Source organism: Massilia sp. BSC265 (assembly GCF_000740675.1).
In the GTDB taxonomy this organism is placed as follows: domain Bacteria; phylum Pseudomonadota; class Gammaproteobacteria; order Burkholderiales; family Burkholderiaceae_D; genus Telluria.
Genome location: NZ_JPXI01000031.1, coordinates 190,889 through 217,137 on the forward strand (window position 1 = coordinate 190,889; position 26,249 = coordinate 217,137).

The following is a 26,249-nucleotide window of genomic DNA, read 5'->3' on the forward strand; positions in this document are numbered from 1 at the left end:
GAAAACGTCACATCTGCTGGAACAGATGCCCGTGATTGCGGCTCACTTCCAGCTCGCCCGGGAAGTTGCGCAGCCGGACCATCTGCCGCCCACGCAGGTCGCGGAACACTTCGGCGATCGCATCCACGCGGACCAGAGTCGAGCGGTGGATGCGCCAGAACTCGTCCGGGTCCAGCTCGTCCGCCAGTTCCTTGAGCGTCTTGCGGATGAGCAGCTGGGCGGTTGCCGTCTGCACGCAGGTGTACTTGTCGTCGGCCTGGAAGAACAGGACTTCGCGCGTGCTGACCATGCGCAGGCTGCCGCCCACCTGCGCCTGGATCCACTTCAGGTAGTTCGGCTTGGCCGCGCCACCCTGCTTGAGCAGCGTGCCAAGTTCGGCCAGCTGCGCGCCGATGTCCTGCGGCGCGCGGGTGAGCCGCGCGCGCAGCCGCTCGCAGGTGGTTTGCAGCCTCGAGGGCGTTACCGGTTTCAGGAGATAGTCGATCGCCCCCTGCTCGAAGGCATCGAGGGCATACTGGTCGTAGGCGGTGGCGAACACGATGTGGCAGCGGTTGTAGAGCTGGCGGGCCGCGTCGATGCCGCCCATGCCGGGCATGCGGATGTCGAGGAAGGCGATATCGGGCTGATGCTGCTCAGCCAGGTCGAGGGCTTCCGCGCCGTTGGCGGCTTCGGCCACGATGCGCAGCTCGGGCCACGCCTCCGCCAGGCGCATGCGCAACTGGTCGCGCATCGGCCCTTCGTCATCCGCAATCAGCGCGGTCGGGGCGCCAGGGCTCATCAGTCGAACTCCGTCATGCGGTAGGGCAGGCGGATCGACGCGCAGGCACCGCCGCCCGGTGGCATTTCGATCACCAGCTCGGCATCCTTCCCGTACAGCAGGGCCAGGCGCTCGCGGATGTTGGCGAGCCCCACGCCTTCGTCGGCGTGCACGTTGATGCCGACGCCATCGTCGCACACGTCCACGTGCAGGGTGGCCACTTCGACATGGGCGCGCACCGTGATGGTGCCGCCGGCCACCTTCGGCTCCAGGCCGTGCTTGATCGAGTTCTCGATCAGGGTTTGCAGCATCATCGGCGGGAAGGGCGCGCTGCCGAGGAAATCGGGTACTTCGAAGCGCACTTGCAGGCGCTCCTTCATGCGTGCCTGCATGATCGCCAGGTAGGCACGCGACAGCTCGACCTGCTTGCCCAGGGTGCCGCCGCCGGAACGCATCTGCGGCAGCGAGGAGCGCAGGTATTCGATCAGGTGCGCATGCACGCGTGCCGCTTCCTTCGGGTCGGTCTCGATCAGCTGGCCGATCAGCGCCAGCGTGTTGAACAGGAAGTGCGGCTCGACCTGGGCCTGCAGCGTCGCCATCTGGGCTTCCATCAGGCGGCGCTCCAGGGTAGCGACATTGGCCTTGTCGGCGGCTTCGCGTGCGGTCAGCTCGGCGCGGCGCTTGCCGCCGGCCAGCACCTTGACGCCGAACGAGATCAGGATGAACCACACCGCCGGTTCGGTCAGCTGGAACGAGATGCCGAACACGAAGACCAGGAACCAGGTCACGTACAGCTTGCGCCACTCGACCAGGGCCAGCCAGTCGAAGAAGCTCCACCACAGGGTGCTGGCTTCGCTGACGGCTTCGCGCACGAAGTCGAGTGCGCGGTTGATCGGGGTGGCCATCATGCTTTACTCCACGATCTGGGCCGGACGGCGGCCGAACAGGGCCGTCGCGACAAGCTTCAGGAGCAGGAAAGCGATGAACAGGGTGAGCGCCAGCGGCACGATGCTCAGGATCAGCGCCAGCCCGATCGACACCGCCAGCAGCGACGGCCAGGACAGGGACGCCAGGGTGCGGGCGCCCGAACGCATGGCACGGTTGGCCTTGCGGGCGATGTCTTTCATGTCGGTCACGAACGTATCAAAACGGGAGGGTTTCATGCGAGGTCCTTCGGTTGAGTTGATGGCGCCACTGTAGGCCCTGAAGGGGCGGCGCGCCATGGTCATCCGATGAACGGTCGAAATCCCGGGTTTGACGGTAGCGTCGGCGGATAAGCGGAGCGGCCGTATTACTTTCGGGAGAGCGGTACGCGGCGGCGCCCATCCCAATAGCTGCGCAGCAGCCCGTAGTTGACCGTGTCGGCCATCTGGCCGTGCACGAACCAGCGCTCCGGCATGTAGCCTTCCTTGCGGAAGCCGAGGCGCTCCAGCACGCCGGCCGAGGCTGTATTGCGCGGATCGATATCGGCCTCGACGCGGTTGAGCCGCAATTCATGGAAGCCATAGTCGAGCGCCACCTCCAGCGCTTCGGTGGCGTAACCCTTGCCCCAGTGCGCGCTGCCGAGCGCATAGCCCAGCTCGCAACGGCGGTTCTGCGGGAAGAAGTGGTGCAGGTTGACGGTACCGATCAGGGCGCCTGTTTCCGCGAGTTCGATACCGAAGCGTACCTCGGATTGGTCACGGTAGCCCTCGAGTGCGCGCGCAATGGCACTTTGCGCGAAGGTGATCGAGGTCCAGGGTTCGGCGCTCCAGTAGCGCACCACCGCCGGGTCGGAGAACACGGCGAACAGGTCGGCGGCGTCGGTCATCGTCATGGGACGCAGGGTGAGCCGCTCGGTCGTGAGGATGGACGTGGGATAGCTCGACATGGCCGAAATGATAACAGTTTCGTTAGGATATATCCTACCTCAGGCGGTAGAGGCCACAGCCCGCACCACCATGTCGCCGATCAGGCGCTCGGCGTCCTCGAAATCGGCGCCGGTGAGTTCCGGCTTGTCCAGCACCAGCGCCATCTGGGCAGAGAAGTCGGCGTAGGACTGCGTCATGGCCCACAGCGCGAACAACAGATGGGTGGCGTCCACGCAGGCGATGCGGCCGTCCGCCATCCAGCGCTCGAACACCTCGATGTCGCGCCGCAGCAGGGGCACCACGCGGGCGCGGATCTGTTCGCCGTAGAATTTGGCGCCACCGATGACTTCCATCGCATACACGCGCGAGGCCCAGGGCTGTTCGCGCGAGAAGCGCAGCTTGGCGCCGACGTAGGCGCGCAGCACGTCGGCGGGCTCGCCGGCGGCATCGGCCAAATGGGCCATGCGCTCCAGCCAGTCGTCGAGCACGTCGTCGAGCACGCGCCCGTACAGGCTGTTCTTGGTCGGGAAATAGTAGAGCAGGTTCTGCTTCGAGATGCCGGTCCGCTCCGCGACCGCAGCGATGGTCGTGCCATCGAAGCCGCACTCGGCGAACAGGCGGGTGGCGGCGGCGAGGATCGCGCCTTCCAGCTTGTCGCGCCGCCTGGCGCCGTCGCGCACTGGTTCCTTGACGTGTATGTCCATGCTGTCCTCAGCGCCGAGTGTGCAGAAAATCGTGCAGAAAGCCGCGCAGGAAGTCGAGCAGCTGCGGGTTGGTCGCGTAGGCGGCATTGAAGCGGAACCAGATGCCCTGCGGTTCCCGTTGCGTGAAGAATTCGCCGGGCGCGAGCAGGATGCCTGCCCTCAAGGCAGCGTCGGCGATACTGCGCCCGTTTCTTGTCGCGGTCGGCGCATCCGCCCAGCCCGCGCTGACGAACATGCCGCCGCGCGGCCGCGCCAGCGGGCGCAGTCCGAGGCCCCCCAAGGCCTCCAGGGTGCGTTCGCGCGCATTCTCGAGCTGGCCGGTCAAGCGCTCGACCATGCGGCGGTAGCCGCGCGTGCCGGTCGCGTGGAAGACCGCGCGCTCGTTGATCTCGGAGGTCGTCAGCCCCGCCACCATCTTCACGCGCAGCAGTTCGGGAACCAGCGAATGCGAGGCGCACAGCGAGCCCACGCGCAGCACCGGGGACAGCGTCTTGGAAAAGCTGCCGACCCGGATCACGCGGCGCAGCCCGTCCATGGCCGCCAGCGAGGCGTCGCCGGGCGCGGCCAGCTCGCGGTAGATGTCGTCTTCCACCAGCCAGAAATCGAACTGCTCGGCCAGCGCCAGCAGCCGGTGCGCCTGGGCCTGCGACAGCGAGGTGCCGAGCGGATTCTGGAGCACCGTGTTGACGAACATGAGCTTGGGATGCAGCAGTGCGGCCTGGCGCGCCAGCTCGATCATATCGAGGCCGGCCTCGCCGCGTGGAATGCCGACCGGGATGCAGCCATGGTGGCGCACCAGCGAGAGCAGGTTGCTGTAGCCGGGGTCTTCCACCAGCACCACGTCGCCGGGCCGCGTGAGCGTGCGCAGCACCAGGTCGAAGGCATGGGTGGCGCCGTTGGTGAGCAGGATCTGATCGGGTTCGACGGAGAACAGCTCGCCCGACAAGGTAGAAGCCAGGTGCTGGCGCAGCGAAGGAAAGCCGAGCGGGTGGCCGTAGCCGCGCAGGCGGCTGGCCGGGATCTTCATTGCATGGCGGACGGCGTCCAGGATGGTATTTTCGCCATACCACTCGGGCGGTAGCCAGCCGGCGCCGACGGGCAGGGCTTCGGCCCGGCCGCTGTACAGGTCCGGAGCGAGGGCGTCGATTTCGGATTGCAGGCTGGGCTGGCTTGATACCGGCGCGGAAGGCACCTGCGGCAGGCTGCGCGCGACGAAGAAACCGGACCCGCGGCGCGAGGAAAGCAAGCCCAGCTGTTGCAGCCGCTCATAGGCCTCGACCACCGTGAATGTGCTGACGCCATTGCACTTTGCGAATTGTCTAACCGATGGCATTTTCGTACCGGCACCGAGCTGGCGCTCGCTTACCATCGCCGAGATAGTCCCGACGATCTGGTCGACCAGACTGCCGCGCCCCTTCCGGTCGATGGCGAGCAGCGGCCATGCCGCACCAGGTGCCATACTGGCGGTGCCACGCGTGGCTGTCGATTGCAAGGTTTCAGAAGGAATAACCTCTGTCACAACAGCTTCTTCCATCGCCACCACTCCATTCACTGTACAGGTCGCGTTGCCTGTACGGTTGGTCGGTTTTACCCTTGGTGTATCTGTGCCGGTGTTGCCTTGCTGACTATTATTGATCAATATTTTGCCAACTGGTAAAAATTTTTCGCCGTCATGGCGGGGGAGAGACGCATGAACGAGTCCAGGCCCAAGTCGATGTCCGCATTCTGGATGCCTTTCACCAATAACCGCGACTTCAAGGCCAGCCCGCGCCTGCTGGTCTCAAGCGAAGGGATGTACTACAAGGATGTGGACGGCAATAGCGTGCTCGACGGCACCGCCGGCCTCTGGTGCGTGCCCTGCGGGCATGCCCAGCCGCGCATCACCCAGGCCGTCAGTGAGATGGTCGGCCAGCTCGACTTCGCCCCCACCTTCCAGATGGGTCACCCGGCCGCCTTCGACTTAGCGGAACAATTGATGGACTACACCGGCCACAAGTTCGGCCACGTGTTCTATACCAACTCCGGCTCGGAGGCGGTGGACACCGCCCTGAAGATCGCGCTGGCCTACCACAAGGCGCGCGGGGAGGGCGGGCGCACCCGCCTGATCGGCCGCGAGCGCGGCTACCACGGTGTCGGCTTCGGCGGCCTGTCGGTGGGCGGCATCGGCAACAACCGCAAGAGCTTCGGCCCATTGCTGCCGGGCGTCGACCACCTGCCGCATACGCACAACCTGCTGAAGAACGCGTTCTCGCGCGGCGAGCCGGACTTCGGCGCCGAGCTGGCCGACGAACTGGAACGCCTGGTCACGCTGCACGATGCCTCGACCATCGCCGCCGTCATCATCGAGCCGGTGTCCGGCTCCACCGGCGTGCTGGTGCCGCCCAAGGGTTACCTGAAGCGCCTGCGCGAGATCTGCGACAAGCACGGCATCCTGCTGATCTTCGACGAAGTCATCACCGGCTTCGGCCGCCTGTGCACGCCTTTCGCGAGCGACTATTTCGGCGTCGAGCCGGACATGATGACCACGGCCAAGGGCCTGACCAACGGCGTGGTGCCGATGGGCGCCGTGTTCTCCAAGCGCTTCATCCACAATGCCTTCATGGAAGCGCCGGCGGGCATCGAACTGTTCCATGGCTATACCTACTCGGGCCACCCGCTGGCCTGCGCGGCTGCGCTCGCCACGCTCGAGGTCTTCCGCGAGCAGGCGATCATCGAGAACGCCAGGAGCTTGCAGCCCTACTTCGAGGATGCCTTGCACTCGCTGCGCGGCCTGCCGCACATGATCGACCTGCGCTCGATCGGCCTGGTGGCCGGCATCGAGCTCGAATCCATCGCCGGCAAGCCGGGTGCGCGCGCCTACGGCGCCTTCAAGAAGGCTTTCGCGGACGGCATCCTGATTCGCGTAACGGGCGACATCATCGCGCTGTCGCCGCCGCTCGTTTTGAGCAAGCAGCATATCGACGAGCTGTTCGGCAAGCTCGCCAACGTACTCAAACACCTGGACTAAGCATATGAACCTGATTTCTCACTTCATCAACGGCCAGCAGGCGCACGCGGAAGGCACGCGCCAGGCCGACGTCTACAACCCGGCGCGCGGCGAGCCCTGCGCGCGGGTGGCGCTGGCCGAGCCGCGCGACGTCGACGCCGCAGTCTGCGCCGCACTCGCCGCCTTCCCGGCCTGGGCCGCCACGCCGCCGCTGGCACGTGCGCGCATCCTGTTCAAGTACCTGCAGTTGTGCCAGCAGCATACCGACGACTTCGCCGCCATGGTCGTGCGCGAGCACGGCAAGACCTTCGCGGATGCACAAGGGGAGGTCGCGCGCGGCATCGAGGTGGTCGAGTTTGCGGTCGGCATCCCGCAGATGCTCAAGGGCGAGTTCACCGACCAGATCGCGCGCGGCATCGACGCCTGGTCGATGCGCCAGCCGCTGGGCGTCGTGGCCGGCATCACGCCCTTCAACTTCCCGGTGATGGTGCCGATGTGGATGTTTCCGGTCGCGCTCGCGTGCGGCAATACCTTCGTGCTGAAGCCTTCCGAGCGCGACCCGTCGCCTTCGCTGCTGCATGCACAGTTGCTGAAGGAAGCCGGCCTGCCGGACGGTGTGTTCAACGTGGTGCAGGGGGACAAGGTGGCGGTCGATGCGCTGCTCGAGCACCCCGACGTGCAAGCCATCAGCTTCGTCGGCTCGACCCCGATCGCCGAGTACATCTATGCCAAGGGATCGGCTTCCGGCAAGCGCGTCCAAGCCCTGGGCGGCGCCAAGAACCACATGGTGGTGATGCCCGACGCCGACATGGAGATGGCGGTCGATGCCCTCATCGGCGCGGCCTATGGCTCGGCCGGCGAGCGTTGCATGGCGATCTCGGTGGCGGTGGCCATCGGCGAGGCCGGCGACGAGCTGGTCGCCGCCCTGGCCGAGCGTACCGCCAAGCTCAAGGTCAACGACGGCATGGCCGAGGGCGCCGAAATGGGCCCGGTCGTCACCGCGGCGGCCAAGGAAAGAATCGAGCGCCTGATCGGCCAGGGCGTGGAGCAGGGTGCCAGCCTGGTGGTCGACGGGCGCGGCTATCGCGTGGACGGTTGCCCGAACGGCTTCTTCGTGGGCGGCACCCTGTTCGATCACGTCACCCCCGACATGACGATCTACAAGGAAGAGATCTTCGGCCCGGTGCTGTGCGTGGTGCGCCTGCCGGACGTGGGCCGCGCCGTGGAGCTCATCAACGCCAACGAATACGGCAACGGCGTGGCCATCTTCACCCGCGACGGCGGCGTGGCGCGCGAGTTCGTGCGCCAGATCGAGGTCGGCATGGTGGGCGTGAACGTGCCGCTGCCGGTGCCGATGGCCTTCAACAGCTTCGGCGGCTGGAAGCGCAGCCTGTTCGGCGACCACCATGCCTACGGGCCGGAAGGGGTGCGCTTCTATACCCGGCACAAGGCGGTGATGGAGCGCTGGCCGAATACTGCAAGCAGCGGGCCGCAGTTCGCCTTCCCGCAGATGAAGTAGAGATGAAGTAGCAGTGGTCAGTGCCCGGCCAAGGTCGGGCTGCAGCATGTCGCCGACTTATAAAAAGAAGGGATGCACATGATCGAATCACTCCAGCACCTGCCGCCCGCGGCAGGGTCGAATGGCGAGCTCGCCTCGCAGTTCACCGACCTGGCCCCGCCGTTGACGGCGCGCCAGGCCGCCGTCGAGGCGGCGCGCTGCCTGTACTGCTACGACGCGCCCTGCATGAATGCCTGCCCGACCGGCATCGATGTCGCCAGCTTCATCAAGAACATCCATGACGGGAACGTCGACGGCGCAGCCCATGGCATCCTGAAAGCCAACATCTTCGGCGGCAGCTGCGCCAGGGTGTGCCCCACCGAGATCCTGTGCGAAGACGCCTGCGTGCGCAACAACCCGGCTGAACGCGAGCCGGTGCGCATCGGCCTGCTGCAGCGCTACGCGATCGACAATGCGCGCTTCAACGGCCATCCTTTCCAGCGCGCCCCCTCTACCGGCAAAGTGATTGCCGTGGTCGGCGCCGGACCCGCAGGCCTGTCCTGTGCCCATCGCCTCGCCATGCTGGGCAACGACGTGGTCGTGTACGAAGCCCGCCCGAAAGCCGGCGGCCTGAACGAGTACGGCATCGCCAGGTACAAGCTGCCGGGCGACTTCGCACAGCAGGAGGTCAACTTCCTGCTGTCGATCGGCGGCATCCACATCGAATACGGCCGCCGGCTCGGCGAGAACCTGAGCCTGGCCGAGCTGCACACCCGCTACGACGCGGTCTTTCTCGGCATCGGCCTGGGCACCAGCCGGGCGCTCGGCCTGACCGGCGAGGATGCGCCGGGCCTGATGGCCGCCATCGACTACATCGCCGCGCTGCGCCAGGCCAGCGATCTGTCCCTGCTTCCGGTGCCGCGCCGCGCGGTGGTCGTCGGCGCCGGCAACACGGCCATCGACATGGCGGTGCAGATCAGGCGCCTCGGCGCCGAGGACGTCACCCTGGTCTACCGCCGCGGTCTGGAATCGATGAGCGCGACCGGCCACGAGATCGAGATCGCCAAGGCGAATTTCGTCCGCATCCGCACCTGGGCGGCGCCGCTCGAGGTGCTGCTGGACGAGGCCGGCCGGGTGTCGGGCATGCGCTTCGAGCAGACCCGCATGGAAGAGGGACGGCTGGTGCGGACGGGAGGCTTCCTCGAGATCGCGGCCGATGCCGTGTTCAAGGCCATCGGCCAGAGCATGGGCGAGGAAAGTTTCAACGAACCCCTTGCTCGTGAACTCTCCCGCGAGGGCGACCGCATCTGGATCGACAACCGCTTCCGTACCGCCCTGCCGGGCATCTACGCGGGCGGCGACTGCGTCGCGCCGGGACAGGACCTGACGGTGCAGGCGGTCCAGCACGGCAAGCTGGCCGCTTTGGCCATCCACGAAGACATCCAGGCGCACATTGGCACCCATATGGAGGCAGCATGGCCGACCTGAGCATCGATTTCTGCGGCATCAAGAGCCCGAACCCGTTCTGGCTGGCCTCTGCGCCGCCGACCGACAAGGCCTACAACGTGGTACGCGCTTTCGAAGCAGGGTGGGGCGGCGTGGTGTGGAAGACCCTGGGCGAAGACCCGCCGGCGGTCAACGTCTCCTCGCGCTACTCGGCCCACTACGGCAAGAACCGCGAGGTGATCGGCTTCAACAACATCGAGCTGATCACCGACCGCAGCCTGGAGATCAACCTGCAGGAGATCACCCAGGTCAAGAAGGACTGGCCGGACCGCGCCCTGATCGTGTCCCTGATGCTGCCCTGCGAGGAAGCGCCCTGGGCGGCGATCCTGCCGCTGGTCGAAGCCACCGGCGCCGATGGCATCGAACTGAACTTCGGCTGCCCCCATGGCATGCCCGAACGCGGCATGGGCGCCGCGGTGGGCCAGGTGCCGGACTACGTACAGATGGTCACCGCCTGGTGCAAGAAGCACACGCGCCTGCCGGTGATCGTCAAGCTGACTCCGAACATCACCGATGTGCGTCATCCGGCCCGGGCTGCGCTGGCGGGCGGCGCCGATGCGGTGTCCTTGATTAATACGGTCAATTCGATCACCCACCTGGATCTCGACCGCATGGTGGCCTACCCCGTAGTCGGCGGAGCCAGCACCCATGGCGGCTATTGCGGCTCGGCGGTCAAGCCGATCGCCCTGAACATGGTGGCCGAGATCGCACGTGACCCGCAGACCGCTGGCTTGCCGATTTCGGGCATCGGCGGCATCGGCAACTGGCGCGATGCGGCCGAGTTCATTGCGCTGGGCGCCGGCAGCGTACAGGTGTGCACGGCCGCGATGCTGCACGGCTTCCGCATCGTCGAAGAGATGAAGGACGGCCTGTCGCGCTGGATGGACAGCAAGGGCTACCCCAACATCGCCGCCTTCTCGCGCAAGGCGGTGCAGAACACCACCGACTGGAAGTACCTGGACATGAACTACCGGGTGATCGCCCGGATCGACCAGGACAAGTGCATCAAGTGCGGCAAGTGCTACGTTGCCTGCGAAGATACCTCGCACCAGGCGATCGCGCGTGCCGTGGACGATGCGGGCACGCGCCGCTACGAGGTGAAGGAGGCCGAATGCGTCGGCTGCAACCTGTGCGAGATCACCTGTCCGGTGGAAGCCTGCATCACCATGGTGCCGCAGGAGACCGGCAAGCCCTACATGAACTGGACCCAGGATCCGCGCAATCCACGTGCCGAAGTTGTCGCGTAGGGTGGTCGGCTCTGCCGACCGCGCGTTCAACGTACCGCTGTGAGCCACCGCGCCGGCCCGGAGACGTAATCTGAACGCGCGGCCGGCCAAGCCGGCCACCCTACAAAAGCTCGTACCGACGTACTTACGATTGCGCTACACTCGGCTGCATGACCTGCAACCGACGAGGAGAGTCCCCCCGTGACCACGCAACACCAAACACCACCGAGCACAAGCCCCGAACTCTGGAACCACGACCTGGCCCCGACCACGGCCGCGCAGCGCACCTGGCGCTGGTATCACTTCGCGGCGCTGTGGGTCGGCATGGTGATCAGCATCCCCGCCTACATGCTGGCGTCCAGCCTGATCGAAGCCGGGATGTCGGCCTGGCAGGCGGTGCTCACGGTGTTCCTCGCCAACGTGATCGTCCTGGTGCCGATGCTCCTGATCGGCCATGCCGGCACCAAGTACGGCATTCCCTACGCGGTCCTGGCGCGCGCCTCCTTCGGCACCCGCGGCGCACGCCTCCCCGCGCTGATGCGCGCGATCGTCGCCTGCGGCTGGTACGGCATCCAGACCTGGTTCGGCGGCAGCATGATCTACACGCTGCTCGGCGTGCTCCTCGGAGGGGGGGCCAATTCGCCGATCGGCGGCGAGAACATCCCGGGCCTGGGCATCAACCTCGGCCAGCTGGCCTGCTTCCTGGGCTTCTGGGCAATCCAGATGTACTTCATCGTGCACGGCATGGAATCGATCAGGAAGCTCGAGACCTATACCGCGCCGCTGAAGATCGCGATCTGCTTCCTGTTGCTCTGGTGGGTGTACGACAAGGTGGGCGGCTTCGGCCCGCTGCTCGGCCAGCCCTCCGCTTTCGTCGAGGGCGGACCGAAGGCCGGCCTGTTCTGGGCGGTGTTCTGGCCCTCCTTGACGGCGATGATCGGCTACTGGGCCACGCTGGCGCTGAACATCCCCGACTTCACCCGCTTCGCCAAGACCCAGCGCGACCAGGTGGTCGGCCAGACGCTCGGCCTGCCGCTGCCGATGGGCCTGCTCGCGGCGCTGGCGGTGACCGTCACCTCGGCCACCATCGTCCTGTACGGCAAGGCCTTGTGGGACCCGGTCGACGTGGCCAGCCGCATGACCGGCATCGCCGTGCTGATCGCGCTGCTGATCTTGATGATCGATACCGCCAGCGTCAACCTGGCGGCCAACCTGGTGGGCCCGGCCTACGATTTCTCGGCGCTGTCGCCAAAGCGCATCTCCTACCGCATCGGCGGCTACATCACCGCCGGCATCGCGCTGGCCATGATGCCGTGGAAGATACTCGAGACCACACAGAACTACATCTTCATCTGGCTGACCGGCTACTCGGCCCTGCTCGGCCCGATCGCCGGCATCATGATGGTCGACTACTACCTTGTGCGAAGGACCAAGCTCGACGTCGACCAGCTGTACCGCGAGGGCGGAGCCTATTCATACAAGGGCGGCTGGAACATCGCCGCCATCGTGGCCTTTGCCGCCGGGGTGCTGCCCAACCTGCCGGGCTTCCTGAACGCGGCGCTGCCGAACGCCTTCCCGGACGTGGGCGACGCCTTCAAGACCATCTATACCCACGCCTGGTTCGTCGGCGTGGTGATCGCCGCCATCGTGTATGGACTGATGATGAAGGGCCGCACCGTGCCGGCGCTGGAGACCGCAAAGAACTATCCAACCTGAAGGGAGTGTCATGACTACGTTGATCCGTGGCGGTACCGTCGTGAACGCCGACCGTGCGTTCCGCGCCGATGTGCTGTGTGTGGGAGACAGGATTGCGGCAGTGGGCGAGAACCTCGAGGCGCCTGCAGGGGCCGCGATCGTCGACGCCGGTGGCCAGTTCGTGATGCCGGGCGGGATCGACACCCATACCCATATGCAGCTGCCCTTCATGGGCACCGTCACGGCCGACGACTTCTTCACCGGCACCGCGGCCGGCCTCGCGGGCGGCACGACCACCATCATGGACTTCGTGATCCCCAATCCGAAGCAGTCACTGCTCGAGGCCTTCCACACCTGGCGCGGCTGGGCCGGGAAATCCGCCGGCGACTACACCTTCCACGTGGCCGTCACCTGGTGGGACCCATCGGTGCACGAAGAGATGGGCGTGCTGGTGCGCGAGCACGGCGTCAACAGCTTCAAGCACTTCATGGCCTACAAGAACGCGATCATGGCCGACGACGAAACGCTGGTGAAGAGCTTCCGCCGTGCCCTCGAACTCGGTGCGATCCCGACCGTCCACGCCGAGAATGGCGAGCTGGTGTACCAGTTACAGCAGGAACTGCTCAGGAAGGGCATCCGCGGCGCCGAGGCCCACCCGCTCTCGCGCCCGCCGGAAGTGGAAGCCGAAGCCGCCAACCGGGCCATCGCGATCGCCAACGTACTCGGCACCCCGGTCTACATCGTGCACGTCTCCTGCGCCGAATCGCTGGAGGCGATCGCACGCGCCCGTGCCAGGGGACAGCGCGTGTATGGCGAAGCCCTGGCCGGCCACCTCGTCATCGACGACAGCGTGTACCGCCATCCCGACCCCGACTTCGCGCGCGCTCACGTCATGAGCCCGCCGTTTCGCAGCAGCCACCACCAGCAGGCGCTGTGGCAGGGCCTGCAGGGCGGGAACCTGCACACCACGGCCACCGACCACTGCACCTTCTGCGCCGAGCAGAAGGCGGCCGGCAAGGACGATTTCACCAGGATCCCGAACGGCTGCGGCGGGGTGGAAGAGCGCATGGCCGTGGTGTGGGACGCCGGCGTGAACACGGGGCTGCTCACGCCCTCTGAATTCGTGCGCGTCACGTCCACCAACGCAGCCCAGATCTTCAACATGTACCCGCGCAAGGGCGTGATTGGCGTCGGCGCCGACGCCGACATCGTGGTCTGGGACCCGAGCGGCACGCGCACCATCTCGGCCCAGACCCAGCATTCGAAAGGCGGCTTCAACGTCTTCGAAGGGCGCACGGTGCGCGGCATCCCGACGCATACGGTCGCTGCCGGCAAGCTGGTGTTCGAGCGCGGCACCCTGCGTGCCGAGGCCGGCGCCGGGCGCTACATCGAGCGTCCCGCCTTCACTGCCACCGTGGCCTGAGCCGGAGGAGACCGACATGAACGAACTGCGCATCAATGGGGATCGCCTGTGGAAGTCGCTGATGGATCTGGCCGCGATCGGCGCCACGGAAAAGGGCGGCGTCAAGCGCCTGGCCCTGACCGACCTCGACCGCCAGGGCCGCGACCTGGTCGTGCGCTGGGGACGCGAGGCCGGCCTGGAAGTCACGGTCGACCAGATCGGCAACGTGTTCATGCGACGCGAAGGGCGCAACCCGTCGCTGTTCCCGATCGTCACCGGCAGCCACGTCGACACCCAGCCGACCGGCGGCAAGTTCGACGGCAACTACGGCGTGCTGGCGGGGCTGGAAGTGGTGCGCACCCTGAACGAGCGAAACATCCAGACCGAGGCGCCGATCGAGGTCGCGTTCTGGACCAACGAGGAAGGCTCGCGCTTCGTGCCCGTCATGATGGGTTCGGGCGTGTTCTGCGGGGCCTTCAGCCTGGAGACGGCCTATGCGGCCCGCGACCTGGAGGGTCGTACCGTCCTCGAGGAGCTGGAACGGATCGGCTACCTGGGCGACCAAGTGCCGGGCAAGCACCCGATCGGCGCCTATTTCGAGACCCACATCGAGCAGGGACCGGTGCTGGAAGACGCCGGCAAGGTGATCGGTGTGGTGCCGGCGGTGATGGGCCTGTCGTGGTACGACTGCACGGTCACCGGCATGGAGGCGCATGCGGGCCCGACCCCGATGGGACTACGGTGCGATGCGCTGCAGGTGGCCACCGGCATCATGCAGGAAGTCGTCCAGATCGCGAACCGCTACCCGCCCTATGGACGCGGGACGGTCGGCATGGTGCAGGTGTTCCCGAACAGCCGCAATGTGATCCCCGGCCAGGTCAAGTTCAGCATCGACCTGCGCAACGTGAACGACGCGCTGCTTGACACGATGCACGAGGAGATGCTCGCCTTCGTCGCCGCGACGCGCAAGGAAAGCGGCCTGGCCATCGAGGTCGAGCGCGTGTCCTACTACCCGCCATGCCCCTTCCATCCCGATTGCGTGAACGCCGTGCGCGCCGCCACCGAGAAGCTGGGCTATTCGACCATGGACGTGGTCTCCGGGGCCGGCCACGACGCCATCTACGCCGCTCGCGTGGTGCCCTCCGGCATGATCTTCGTGCCCTGCAAGGACGGCATCAGCCACAACGAAATCGAGGACGCCCAGCCGGCCCACCTGGAAGCCGGCTGCAACGTGCTGCTGCACGCGATGCTGGAACGTGCGGGTGTGGTGGCTTGAGCTCAGCCGGACGCCGCCATTCGTGTTTAACTGGCATCATTCCCGAATGTGTTCGGGAGGAGCAGGATGGATTGGTTGGAACGGAGCTGGCTGACGATACAGCATGAATTTTCGGACCTCGGCAACGTCGAAGACATCACACGCATCGTGGTGCGCCTGCTGGTGGCGGTCGTGCTGGGCGGGATGCTCGGTTACGAGCGCGAGTCGGTCGGCGCCTCGGCCGGCCTGCGCACCCATATGCTGGTGTCGCTCGGCGCCGCGCTGTTCGTGCTGATTCCGCTGCAGGCGGGCATGGAGATCGGTGACCTGTCACGCGTCCTGCAGGGTATCACCGCGGGCATCGGCTTCATTGGCGCCGGGGCCATCCTCAAGCATTCCGACAAGGACGACGTCAGAGGCGTCACCACGGCCGCCAGCGTGTGGCTGACCGCCGCCGTCGGCATCGCTGCCGGCATGGGGCGTGAAGCGACTGCCGTGCTCAGCGCCCTGTTCGCGCTGATCATCCTGGCGATCCTGCGGATCACGCCAAGCAACGGCCAGAGCAACATCAAGGAGTAAGCGGCCGCTTACCGAGCCTGCGGCTCAGGGGGCCGTTTCGTCCAGGCTTCTGAGGAAGGTGAGCAGCACCTCGCCCGCCACCTCGGCGTCGTCCGCCGTCATGGTCTCGAGCGGATTGTGGCTGATGCCGCCGTTGCCGCAGCGGGTGAACAGCATCGCCACCTCTGTGATGTTCGCTATTTCCATCGCATCGTGCCCGGCGCCGGACAGCAGGTCGAAGCGCGGCAGACCGGCAGCCTCGATGGCCGCACCCAGCCGCTCCATCAGGCGCGGCGAGCAGGGGGCGGCGTCCGCCTCCACCAGCTTCCACAGCTTTTCCTCGATGCCTCGCCGCGCGCAGATCTGCTTGACTCCGGCCAGGATGTCGTCCACGGCGGCCAGGCGTTCTTCGTCCGTCGCCGCGCGGATGTCGAGCGACAGCCGGCACCGGCCCGGGATCACGTTGACCGAGCCGGACGGCACCTCGAGCTGGCCGACGGTGCCGACCAGGGAGCCGCGTCCGCTGCAGCGCCCTTCGACCAGCAGCACGATCTCGGCGGCGGCCGCGGCGGCATCGCGGCGCATGCCCATCGGCGTGGTGCCCGCATGGCTGGCCACGCCCGTGAGTTCGACCAGGTAGCGCGAGCTGCCGGCGATGGCCGTCACCACGCCGACCGGCAGGCCGCGCTCCAGCAGCACCGGTCCCTGCTCGATGTGGACCTCGACAAAGCCCAGCAGCGATGCCGGGTCGCGCGCGCTGGCAGGGATTGCCGCGGAATCGTGGCCGGCCGCGCCCAATGCCTCGCGCATGCTCACACCCTCGCTGTCCTGCTGGTCGAGCAGGAGCGGGTCGAAGCGTCCCGTGATGGCGCTGCTGCCCAGGAAAGTGCTGCGAAAGCGCACGCCTTCCTCCTCGGCGAAACCGACGACCTCGAGGTGGAAGGGCAGGCGCTCGCCGCGAAGGTAGAGGTGCCGGACCAGGGCAACGGGCAGCAGGATGCCGAGCCGGCCATCGTACTTGCCGCCGTTGCGCACGGTGTCGTAGTGCGATCCGGTCATGAGTGTCTTTGCCTCCGGCTGGGCCGCCGCATAGCGTCCGACCACGTTGCCGACCGCGTCGATGTGCGCGTCCATGCCGGCCTCGATCATCCAGTCGCGCAGCTGGCTTGCGGTGCGCCCGTGCGCCGGGGTCATGTAGGCGCAGGTGAGGCCGTCGAGGCTGTCGCTGATTGCACCCAAGGTCTCGGCCCAGTCCATCACCTGCGTTCCGAAGAGGTGTACTACCCGCAGCAGTTCGTTCAGGCGGATCTCGGCGATGCGGTGCACCTGGCGCAGGCACTCGCGCAGCTCGTCGCCGCGCGTGTTCTTCAGGCGCCGCGCGAAGGTCTCGATGATGGCGGCGCGGGTGAGGCCACGTCCCGTCGGACCCTTTACCGCCAAAATGAAGGGAAAGCCGAACTTCTCCTTGTATTGGGCGTTCAGCTCGTGCAGTACGGCGTACTCCTCCGGACTGCAGCGGTTCAGGCCGGAGGCCGCCTGCTCGCCGGTCGATTCCGCCGTCAGCTCGCCCGCGATCGCCGCATTGCCGGCCAATTCGGGGTGGGCGCGCAGCAGCGCCAGCTGTTCGTCTTCGCTTGCCTGCGTGACGCCTGCCTGCAAGGCCTGCTTGAGGGCGGCGATGCTGGCGAAGGGCCGCAGGCCGGCGGCGCGCTCCGCGATCCAGGGAGAGTGTTCGTAGATGCCGCGCAGCGCATCGACGAAGGCGGCCGGTGGGCAGGTGTTCAGGTCCGACAGGGTAGTCATGGTTCGCATCGCCTCATGGGAGTCAATGATGATAAATCCTGCAAGCCCTTCGGCTTATACGTCCGTTCCCATAAATGGTATTGCGCTTACTTGGCAACCAGGGCGCGCGCCGCGGCACTGACCTGGTCGCGCAGCCATTTGTGCTCGGACGACTGGTGCACGCGCTGGTGCCACAGCTGGTAGAAGCGCATCGGCGGAAACTTGATCGGCACCGTGAAGCTCTTCAGCGGCAGCGTGCGTTCGTAGAAGCGGATGAACTGGCGCCCGGTGGTGAGCACCAGGTCGCTCTGGGTCAGCATGTAGGGAATCACGCCGAAGTAGGGCGACTCGACCGCCACCTTGCGCTGCATGCCGAGGCGGTCGAGGTGGGCGTCGATCACGCCGTGGTAGCCGGGCAGCATCTGCGAGGGCGCCACGTGCGGCAGCGACAGGTAGTCCTCGACCGTCATCGCATCAACCGCGGTGCGCTTGGCGTAGGGGCTGTCGGCGCGCATGGTGCAGATGATCGGGTCTTCGAACAGCTTCGATATGTGCAGGTGCGCGGGCGGCTCGTCCCAGTTGGCGATCACCAGGTCCATCTCGCCGTCGGACAGCATGCGCAGGGAGTCCAGGCCCGGCCCCAGGCTGTGGATCACCACCTTGCTGTTGGGCGAGCCGCGCCGCAGGGACGCCACCACGCCCGGCAGGAACTGGGTATCGAGGTAGTCCGGGGCCGCGATGTGGAAGGTGCGCGCCGCATCGATCGGCACGAAGGGCGACTTGCGCACGAACAGGCTCTCGGCTTCGTCGAGGATGCGCTTGGCCGGCTTGAGCAGGCTTTCGCCGTGCTGGGTCGGCACCATGCCGCGCGCGCCGCGCACCAGGAGCGGATCGCCGGTCAGCTCGCGCAGCTTGCGCAGCGAGGCCGAGATCGAGGGCTGCGGCTGGTTCAGCTTGAGGGCGACGCGCGAGACGTTCTTCTCCTGCAGCAGCAGGTAGAGGATGCGGATCAGGTGCAGGTCTAGGTGCTGGGGGAGGCTGGACATTGGCTTGTCTGCGCGTATATCAATTCACTTATGTCGAATATACGCTAGATTTCATGTTGCTCAAATTGAAATCAGGCTATTGTCGAGGGATACTCACCAAGGAAGCCCCATGGACGTATTTGGATACCTGGGCCCATATGCCCTGGAGTGGTTCAACCTGTTGGTGCGCTGGCTGCACATCATCACGGGCATCGCCTGGATCGGCGCCTCCTTCTACTTCGTCTGGCTCGACAACACGATCCGTCCGCCAGCGCCGGGCTCCGACCTGGCGAGGAAGGGCGTCGCCGGCGAGCTGTGGGCGGTACATGGCGGCGGCTTCTACAACCCGCAGAAGTACCTGGTGGCGCCCGCCGAGCTGCCCAAGGAACTCCACTGGTTCAAGTGGGAAGCCTATTCCACCTGGATCTCCGGCTTCGCGCTGCTCGTCATCGTCTACTACCTGAACGCCCAGGCCATGATGGTCGATCGCAGCGTGGCCGACCTGACCAGCTGGCAGGCGGTCGGCATCGGCCTGGCCAGCCTGGTGATCGGCTGGGTCGTCTACGACCTGCTGTGCCGCTCGCCGCTGGGCAAGCACGACCTGGCCTTCGGCGTCACGATCTTCGCCTTTCTTGTCGCCAGCAGCTATGTGCTCACGCAGCTGCTCAGCGGCCGCGCCGCCTACCTGCACGTGGGCGCCATGATCGGCACCATGATGGTGGCGAACGTGGCGATGCTGATCATTCCCGGCCAGCGCAAGATGGTCAATGCCATGATGGCCGGCTTGACGCCCGACCCCATCCACGGCATCAAGGCCAAGCAGCGCAGCGTCCACAACAACTACTTCACGCTGCCGGTGCTGTTCATCATGATCAGCAACCACTACGCGATGACCTACCGCCACGAATACTCCTGGGCGGTGCTGGGCGTGATCATGGCGGCGGGCGTCCTGATCCGCCACTTCTTTAACCTGCGCCACAAGGGACGCGTGGAATGGAAGTACCCGGCGGCGGGCGTGGCCTTGCTCGCGGTGCTGGCCTTTGCGATCGCGCCGAAACCGCCGGTGCAGGCGAAAGCGGCGGCGGGAAGGGATGACGCCGCACGTTTCGCCCAGGTCCGCACCATCATCGACCAGCGCTGCGTGTCCTGCCACGCGCAGCAGCCGTCGCAGCCGGGCTTCGCTACCGCGCCGGCCGGGATCATGCTGCACACCCCCGAACTCGTCAGCCAGCATGCGATGGCCGTCTACCAGCAGACCGTGCAGACCAAGGCGATGCCGCTGGCGAACCTCACCAACATGACCGATGCCGAACGGGCACAGGTGGCTGCCTGGTTCGAAGCCGGCGCCAAGACAGGAGCGAACTAATGGACCAGCAGATCGGGGAACGGCTGCTCGCGTGGATCGACGAGCATTTTGACGAACAGGTCGGCTTCCTGCAGCAGGTCATCCGCATCCCGACCGACACGCCGCCGGGCAACAACGCGCCGCATGCGGAAGCGGTGGCCGACATGCTCGCGCAGTACGGCTGGAGGGCAGAGAAGCACGCGGTGCCGGAGCAAGCGGTGCGCGACTACGGCATGGAGAGCATCACCAACCTGATCGTGCGCCGCCCCTACGGCGCGGGCGGCCCGACACTGGCGCTCAACGCCCATGGCGACGTGGTGCCGCCGGGCGAGGGCTGGAGCAAGCCGCCCTACGGCGCCGAACTCCATGACGGTGCCATCTACGGCCGCGCCGCGGCGGTATCGAAGAGCGACTTCGCCACCTATGTGTTCGCCGTGCGCGCGCTGGAAGCGCTGGGCGTGCCGCTCAAGGGCACGCTCGAGCTGCATTTCACCTACGACGAGGAATTCGGCGGCCTGCTCGGTCCGGGCTGGCTGCTGGCGCAGGAGCTGACCCGCCCGGACTATGTGATCGCGGCCGGCTTCAGCTACAACATCGTCACGGCCCACAATGCCTGCCTGCAGCTGGAGATCACGGTGCACGGCAAGGCCGGCCACGGCGCGATGCCGGAGACGGCGGTGGATGCGCTGCAGGCCGCCACGCGCATCCTGACCGCGATCTACGGCCAGCTGCCGGAACTGAAGAAGATCAAGTCGAAAGTCCCGGGCATCGATTCGCCCACCATGCTGGTCGGCCGCATCGATGGCGGCACCAATACCAATGTGGTGCCGGGCAAGGTGGTCATGAAGATGGACCGGCGCATGATTCCGGAAGAAGACCCGGTGGCGGTGGAGGCGCAGGTACGCGCGCTGATCGAAGGGGCGGTGGCCGGCATGCCCGGCATCCGGCTCGAGATCCGCCGCCTGCTGCTGTCGCATGCGCTGCGTCCCTTGCCCGGTTCCGAGAAGCTGGTGGCGAGCCTGCAGCGCCACGGCCGCGCCATCCTGGGCGAAGAAGTCACGGCCCAGGGCACGCCGCTGTATGCGGACGCGCGCCTGTATGGCGAGCGCGGCATCCCGGCGGTGCTGTACGGCGCCGGCCCGCGCACGGTGCAGGAGTCGAATGCCAAGAAGGCCGACGAGCATGTGCAGCTGGACGACCTGCGCAAGGCCACCAAGGTGGTGGCGCTCACGCTGCTCGACTTCCTGGCCGCTTGATGAAACCGTAGGGTGGGCGGGGTAATTTCGGGCAATGCCCGGAATTACAAACGCCCACGCTGTGATAGTTTGCAGCGAGATCATCCGGCGCAATCAAGGAGCCTGTAGCAATCACCGCGTGGGCGGACAAGCCGCCCACCCTACGAAAGCTAAAAAGGCGCCTTGCGGCTAATGCCTGTCACTTAAGAGGCGCCGCTCATCCGTAGCGTGGGCGGGTCTCCCGCCCACGCGGTCAAATCACAGTACTGCAGCCCGTACGATTTTTCGTATCTCAACTATCACCGCTACCAAAACAAAAAAGGCGCCTTGCGGCGCCTTTGCTTACTGCTTGAGCGTGCGCTCGAACAGCTGGTAGATACGGCGGTACTGGTCGTACCAGGCTTCCGGCTGGACGTAGGCATGGCGTTCCAGCGGGTAGCTGGCCAGTTCCCAGTTGTCCTTCTTCAGCTCGATCAGGCGCTGGGCCATGCGCACCGAGTCCTGGTAGAACACGTTGTCGTCGACCATGCCGTGCGCGATCAGCAGGTGGCCCTGCAGCTTCTCGGCGTACTCGATCGGCGACGAGATCTTGTAGGCCTGCGGGTCGATGTCCGGCGTGTTCAGGATGTTGGCGGTGTACTCGTGGTTGTAGGTCACCCAGTCGGTCACCGGACGCAGCGCGGCGCCCGACTTGAAGGTTTCCGGTGCGCGCATCAGGGCCATGAAGGTCATGAAGCCGCCGTAGCTGCCGCCGTACACGCCGACGTTCTTGGCGTCACCCTGGTGCTGCGCCACCATGTAGTTCACGCCGTCGATGTAGTCCACCAGTTCCGGATGGCCCATCTGGCGGTAGATCGCGGTACGCCACTTGCTGCCGTAGCCCTTCGAGGCGCGGTAGTCCATGTCGAGCACGACGTAGCCCTTCTGGACCAGCAGGTTGTGGAACATCTGCTCGCGGAAGTAGTTCGGGTAGCGCTTGCTCACGTTCTGCAGGTAGCCGGCGCCGTGCACGAACATCACGACCGGGTACTTCTTGCCCGGCTCCAGCTGGGCCGGGCGGTACAGCTTGGCCCAGACCGGGTCGCCGCCGGCGCTCGAGGGCACCGCCACGTACTGCGGCTCGACCCACTGGCGCGCCTTGAACTCGGCAGTGCGGGTATCGGTCAGCTTGGTCGCCGCGCCGCCGGTCACCGGCACCGTGGCCAGCTGGATCGGGGTGTAGCTGCTCGACCAGTGCACCAGCAGCTTCTTCTCGTCGGGCGACAGGCGGAAGCGCTCGACGCCGTCGAGGTTCGTCACTTCGCGGATCGCGCCGTTCTTGGCGTCGACGGCGCAGACTTCGTAGTCGCCCGGCGTGGCGCGGTTGCACATCACATAGGCCATGCTGCCGTCGTGCGACCAGCGCACGTCCGAGGCTTCCCATTTGCCCGAGGTGAGGGCGCGTGGGGCGCCACCGTCGGCCGGCTGGGTATACAGGTGCGAGTAGCCGCTTTCCTCGGACAAGTACCACAGCGTGCGGTTGTCCGGCAGCCAGCCGAATTCGTTGTTGTCGTAGTTGACCCAGGCCTGGTCGGTCAGGCGGTGCAGCGGCTTGAGCTTGGCTGCCTGCAGGTCGACGGTGGCGATCCAGCGGTCCTTGTTGTCCACCGCGCGCAGCATGACGGCGACGTTGGCGCCGTTGGCCGACCATTCGATCGCGTCGGCGCCGTCGATGATGCGTACCGCGCGGTTGCCCTTCAGCGGCTCCTTCTTGGCGGCGGCGCGCAGCTCGGCCAGCGGGTCGACGTTCACGCCCGGCAGCACGTCGAAGGACAGGTCCTGCACCTTGTTGGTGCGCAGGTCGACCAGCTTCAGTGCATGGGGCGCCGGCATGTTGCGGCCGACGCGGGTGCGCTGGTCGTCGAATTCCTCGTAGCCGGACTCGGTCACGTAGCGCGGCATCTTGCCGACGCGGCCCTTGTCGCCGTTCTTCGGCGCGGTGACGACGAGCAGCCAGCGGCCATCGGGCGACAGGACGCTGCTCTCGATCGCGACCTTGTCGCCCAGGTAGACCGGGCTAGGGGGCAGCGTCGGGTCGACGCGGCGCTGCTCGTTCATGCGCTCGCGCAGCGCGTCGCGCTCGTCCTTCTGGCGCTTGAGGTGGGCGATCAGGCGCAGCTGCTGGTCGCGCAGCGGGTCCTCCTCGTTCACCGCCGGGTCCTTGGCGGCGCGCGGCAGCGCGACCGGACCGACCACGCGGGTGGCGCGGTCCCAGCCGTACCAGTCGGTGCCGATGCGGTAGTAGACGGTGCGTTCGTCGTGCGAATACTGCAGCGCGTCCAGCTTGCTGGCGCCGCGCGTGATCTGCACCAGGGCGCCGCTCTTCAGGTCGCGCTCGAACAGGTCGCCGTTACGCAGCATCAGCGCGCGGGTCTGGGCCGGGTTGTAGATGACGTCGGCGCCATCGATTTTCGCGGCCTCGACGTCGCTCACCAGCTTCGGCTTGCCGCCCTGGCTGACCTGCCAGGTGTCGCGGATCGGCGAGCCGCTACGCTTCTGCTTATAGAACACCTGCTTGCTGTCCCAGCTCCACCAGGCGTTTTCCACCGGCGTGCCGATCCAGTCGGGGTGGGCCATGGCCTGGTCGAGGGTAATGGGCGTGGATGCCGCCGCCGGCAGCGCCGGCAAGGTCAGGAGCGCTGCGAAGATCGTGAGTGCTGGTGTACGCATCGTGTCGTGTGTGCTGAGTGAAAGGGGATTAGCTTTCTTGCTAGAAAATGCGACTTGCATTCTAGCTCAGCATTTCACGGTGCGGGGAATGCGGAGAACGAGCCTGCTAAAAAAGAAAGCGCCGGCGTACGTACATACGTACAGCCGGCGCAACCATATAAATACTGCTGTTGCGTCGCAGCGTGTCAGGCCGCCTTGTCCGGGCGCTTCGCCGGACGCAGGAACAGGGCCAGGCGGACGACCAGCGCCGTCAGGGCGCAGACGCTCAGGACGGTGTCGAGCATGTCCATGTTCAGCCCCGCACTGCCGGAGCCCAGCCGCCGTGCGCGGCATAGAGTTCGATCGAGAAGCTGCGCACTGCGGCGAGGGCGCTGGCGAAGAAGCGGCGGGTTGCGGCCATGGTGGAATCTCCTGGTAAATACTGCGATGTTGCGTTGCAGTATAAAGAGGAGCGGTCCATAAATAAACTTTAGATTCGTGATCCCATCGATACGCTTCATGAATAATTGATGAATCAGCTGGACGGCTGATATTTATACTGCGAATGTCTCTTCGTCGCCACTGTGAATGGCTGAGGTAGCGAAACGGGGAAACGCGAGGCTGGACCGCTTCTTGCATGTGGTACCGGCATGAAATCGACAGGCTGTATTCCTCCTCATCCGTCACCTCATCTGCGGATCGTCGTCGTCAATCCCGCCACGCCACCGGGCGCGGAACGCGACGCGGCGCTCGCCGAGCAGGCCCGCCGCAGCGCCGCGCTGCGCATCGGGCTGCTCGAATCGGGCTACGACCTGATTGCTTCGCTCCCCGCCGACGTGTTCCTGCCCGAGCGCATCGCCCAGCTGCAGCCCGACATGATCATCGTCGACAGCGAGTCGGACGCGCGTGACGTGCTCGAACACATCGTGATCGCCACCCGCGACGCGCGCCGTCCCATCGTGCTGTTTACCGAAGACGACGCGCCCGCCAGCATGGACGCCGCCCTGGAAGCGGGCGTGTCGGCCTACATCGTGGCCGGCCTGCAGGCCGAACGCGTCAAGCCGGTGCTCGACGTGGCGCTGGCGCGCTTCCGGCGCGAGCAGAAACTGCTCGACGAGCTGCAGGGCACGCGCCAGAAGCTGGCCGAACGCAAGATCGTCGACCGGGCCAAGGGCCTCCTGATGACGCGCTACCAGCTCACCGAGGACCAGGCTTACCAGCGCCTGCGCAGCATGGCCATGAACAAGAACCTGAAGCTGGCGGAGATCGCGCAGCGGCTCATCGACGTGGAAGACCTGCTCGGCTGATACCGGCAGGGGAAACAGGGACACTATGGCAGGCATCGAGAAGGGAAGCGGCGCATGGGTCGCCGGCTCCGACAAACCGGAACGAACAGCGGTCCGGATCGGCTACATGCCGCTGGCGGACTGCGCGCCGGTGGTCATGGCATCCGTGCTCGGCTTCGACGAGAAGTACGGCGTCAAATTCGAACTGAGCCGCGAGCTGTCCTGGACCGGCATGCGCGACCGGCTGGTGGGCGGCGACCTCGACGCGGCCCACGTCCTGGTCGGCCTGCTTTACGGCCTGCAGATGGGCATCGGCACGCGCGCCCGCCGGATGGCGGTCCTGATGAACCTGAACCGCAACGGCCAGGGCATCACGCTGTCGCGCGCCCTGACCGCCAGGGCGCACGATGCTGCAGCGCTGGCGCGGCTGGTCCGCGCCGGCGAACTGCGGCCCACCTTCGGGCACACCTTCCCGACCGGGAACCACGCGATGTTCCTGTATTACTGGCTGGCCGCGGCAGGCATCGATCCTCTCGAGGACTGCAAGGTGGTCACCGTGCCGCCGGTCCAGATGGCGGCGGGCCTCGCGGCCGGCCACATGGACGGCTTCTGCGTGGGCGAACCCTGGGGCCAGCGGGCGGTGCGCGATGGCGTCGGCGCCCTGGCCGTGTCGAGCGAGGAGATCTGGCCCGATCATCCGGGCAAGGCGCTGGGCACCAGCGCCGATTTCGCAGCAAGCCATCCGAACACCTGCCGCGCCATGATCGCCGCGCTGCTGGACACGGCGCGCTGGCTGGACGCCTCGCGCACTAGCCGCGAGGCCGCGGCCGAGGTGCTGGCCAGCCCTGCTTACGTGAATGCGGGCAGGGAGCTGCTGCAGGTCTGCCTGGCCGGCCGCGCTGGAAGCAGAACCTGCAGCCGGACCGGCAGCGGCGGCTGGCGCGGCCTCAACGGCCTGCGCTTCTTCGACGACGGCGAAGCCAGCTTCCCCTGGCTGTCGGACGGCATGTGGTTCCTTACCCAGCAGCGCCGCTGGGGCCTGCTGCGTGCCGATCCGGCCTATGCCGCCATCGCGCGCGAGGTGAACCGCATCGACCTGTACCGCGACGCTGCGGCCATGGCGGGCGTCGCCGTTCCCGACAGCCCCATGCGCAGGTCGACCCTGCTCGACGGTCGCGTGTGGGACGGCAGGGACCCGGCCAGCTTCGCCGCATCATTGCGGCGCGCTGCCTGAATCGGTGCGCCGAGGTGATCCAACCCGTGCATCATTTGCGGGCATGTTGCACCGCAATGTAGCGCCCATGTTCCCGCTCCCCCTGCGCCTCCCTCTGATGCGTGCGTGGCACGTCTCTTGCTCATATGTCCTTACAGGATCAATGGCGATCCTCTGCACGCATCTCTTCATTTCGTCGCCGGCCTAACGAGGGGCCGGCAAGCAAAGGACAACGGCG

Annotated in this window: 21 protein-coding genes; 12 read left to right on the top strand and 9 right to left on the bottom strand. The window is 66.4% G+C overall.

Translation table 11 applies throughout. The features are described from left to right. Positions 1-7: 7 nt before the first annotated feature. The 6 genes from MA09_RS11555 to MA09_RS11580 all read right to left on the bottom strand — a co-directional run bounded on the left by MA09_RS11555 (position 8) and on the right by MA09_RS11580 (position 4,770). Positions 8-778, bottom strand: coding sequence for a LytTR family DNA-binding domain-containing protein (locus MA09_RS11555; RefSeq protein WP_036248390.1), 771 nt, complete (start codon positions 776-778; stop codon positions 8-10). Next, positions 778-1,665, bottom strand: coding sequence for a sensor histidine kinase (locus tag MA09_RS11560; protein ID WP_036248392.1), 888 nt, complete (start codon positions 1,663-1,665; stop codon positions 778-780). The genes MA09_RS11555 and MA09_RS11560 overlap by 1 nt, the downstream gene beginning before the upstream one ends. 3 nt (positions 1,666-1,668) lie before the next feature. Further along, a complete protein-coding gene (locus MA09_RS11565; RefSeq protein ID WP_229440674.1) occupies positions 1,669-1,920 on the bottom strand; it encodes a hypothetical protein in 252 nt (83 codons plus the stop codon). A gap of 128 nt (positions 1,921-2,048) precedes the next feature. Continuing rightward, the gene (locus tag MA09_RS11570) at positions 2,049-2,627 is read right to left on the bottom strand and encodes a GNAT family N-acetyltransferase (RefSeq protein ID WP_036248397.1); all 579 of its coding nucleotides are present in this window, start codon (positions 2,625-2,627) and stop codon (positions 2,049-2,051) included. Positions 2,628-2,666: 39 nt separating this feature from the next. After that, complete coding sequence (locus tag MA09_RS11575) at positions 2,667-3,311, bottom strand: TetR/AcrR family transcriptional regulator (RefSeq protein ID WP_036248399.1); 645 nt, start codon at positions 3,309-3,311, stop codon at positions 2,667-2,669. A 7-nt stretch (positions 3,312-3,318) separates the two neighbouring features. Continuing rightward, positions 3,319-4,770, bottom strand: a complete 1,452-nt coding sequence (locus MA09_RS11580; protein WP_051933383.1) for a PLP-dependent aminotransferase family protein — start codon at positions 4,768-4,770, stop codon at positions 3,319-3,321. A gap of 231 nt (positions 4,771-5,001) precedes the next feature. Between MA09_RS11580 and MA09_RS11585 the strand changes: the two genes are divergently transcribed. From MA09_RS11585 to MA09_RS11620, 8 genes are all read left to right on the top strand, one after another. Beyond that, complete coding sequence (locus MA09_RS11585; protein ID WP_036248402.1) at positions 5,002-6,318, top strand: aspartate aminotransferase family protein; 1,317 nt, start codon at positions 5,002-5,004, stop codon at positions 6,316-6,318. A gap of 4 nt (positions 6,319-6,322) precedes the next feature. Then, positions 6,323-7,816 carry a CoA-acylating methylmalonate-semialdehyde dehydrogenase gene (locus tag MA09_RS11590; RefSeq protein WP_036248404.1) on the top strand — a complete coding sequence of 498 codons (1,494 nt, stop codon included), beginning with the start codon at positions 6,323-6,325 and terminating at the stop codon, positions 7,814-7,816. Positions 7,817-7,894: 78 nt separating this feature from the next. Beyond that, positions 7,895-9,283, top strand: a complete 1,389-nt coding sequence (locus MA09_RS11595) for an NAD(P)-dependent oxidoreductase (protein ID WP_036248613.1) — start codon at positions 7,895-7,897, stop codon at positions 9,281-9,283. Next, a complete protein-coding gene (gene preA, locus MA09_RS11600; RefSeq protein ID WP_036248405.1) occupies positions 9,271-10,548 on the top strand; it encodes an NAD-dependent dihydropyrimidine dehydrogenase subunit PreA in 1,278 nt (425 codons plus the stop codon). Before MA09_RS11595 ends, preA begins: the two co-directional genes overlap by 13 nt. A 180-nt stretch (positions 10,549-10,728) precedes the next feature. Further along, positions 10,729-12,243 (top strand): NCS1 family nucleobase:cation symporter-1, encoded by a 1,515-nt coding sequence (locus MA09_RS11605; protein WP_036248407.1) that lies wholly within the window; start codon positions 10,729-10,731, stop codon positions 12,241-12,243. A gap of 10 nt (positions 12,244-12,253) precedes the next feature. Then, on the top strand, positions 12,254-13,645 hold the full coding sequence (gene hydA / locus MA09_RS11610; RefSeq protein WP_036248410.1) for a dihydropyrimidinase: 1,392 nt from the start codon (positions 12,254-12,256) through the stop codon (positions 13,643-13,645). A gap of 16 nt (positions 13,646-13,661) precedes the next feature. Next, a complete protein-coding gene (locus MA09_RS11615) occupies positions 13,662-14,900 on the top strand; it encodes a Zn-dependent hydrolase (RefSeq protein ID WP_036248414.1) in 1,239 nt (412 codons plus the stop codon). Between the two features lie 66 nt (positions 14,901-14,966). Then, on the top strand, positions 14,967-15,458 hold the full coding sequence (locus MA09_RS11620; protein WP_036248417.1) for an MgtC/SapB family protein: 492 nt from the start codon (positions 14,967-14,969) through the stop codon (positions 15,456-15,458). A gap of 24 nt (positions 15,459-15,482) precedes the next feature. Here MA09_RS11620 and MA09_RS11625 read toward each other — a convergent pair whose 3' ends face one another. Both MA09_RS11625 and MA09_RS11630 read right to left on the bottom strand, forming a co-directional pair. Continuing rightward, a complete protein-coding gene (locus MA09_RS11625; protein WP_036248419.1) occupies positions 15,483-17,240 on the bottom strand; it encodes an allantoate amidohydrolase in 1,758 nt (585 codons plus the stop codon). 86 nt (positions 17,241-17,326) lie between these two features. Beyond that, positions 17,327-18,265, bottom strand: a complete 939-nt coding sequence (locus MA09_RS11630; RefSeq protein ID WP_036248422.1) for a LysR family transcriptional regulator — start codon at positions 18,263-18,265, stop codon at positions 17,327-17,329. A gap of 109 nt (positions 18,266-18,374) precedes the next feature. On the opposite strand from MA09_RS11630, the gene MA09_RS11635 reads away from it, so the two are divergent. Then, positions 18,375-19,610: a urate hydroxylase PuuD gene (locus MA09_RS11635; protein WP_036248424.1), complete on the top strand. Its 1,236-nt coding sequence runs from the start codon at positions 18,375-18,377 to the stop codon at positions 19,608-19,610. Then, positions 19,610-20,845: a M20/M25/M40 family metallo-hydrolase gene (locus tag MA09_RS11640; RefSeq protein WP_036248427.1), complete on the top strand. Its 1,236-nt coding sequence runs from the start codon at positions 19,610-19,612 to the stop codon at positions 20,843-20,845. The genes MA09_RS11635 and MA09_RS11640 overlap by 1 nt, the downstream gene beginning before the upstream one ends. Positions 20,846-21,166: 321 nt before the next feature. Here MA09_RS11640 and MA09_RS11645 read toward each other — a convergent pair whose 3' ends face one another. Further along, the gene (locus MA09_RS11645) at positions 21,167-23,533 is read right to left on the bottom strand and encodes a prolyl oligopeptidase family serine peptidase (protein ID WP_036248430.1); all 2,367 of its coding nucleotides are present in this window, start codon (positions 23,531-23,533) and stop codon (positions 21,167-21,169) included. A gap of 629 nt (positions 23,534-24,162) precedes the next feature. Between MA09_RS11645 and MA09_RS11650 the strand changes: the two genes are divergently transcribed. Further along, on the top strand, positions 24,163-24,819 hold the full coding sequence (locus tag MA09_RS11650) for an ANTAR domain-containing response regulator (protein WP_051933384.1): 657 nt from the start codon (positions 24,163-24,165) through the stop codon (positions 24,817-24,819). 25 nt (positions 24,820-24,844) lie between these two features. Then, positions 24,845-26,032, top strand: coding sequence for a CmpA/NrtA family ABC transporter substrate-binding protein (locus MA09_RS11655; protein ID WP_036248433.1), 1,188 nt, complete (start codon positions 24,845-24,847; stop codon positions 26,030-26,032). The last annotated feature ends 217 nt before the right edge of the window (positions 26,033-26,249 follow it).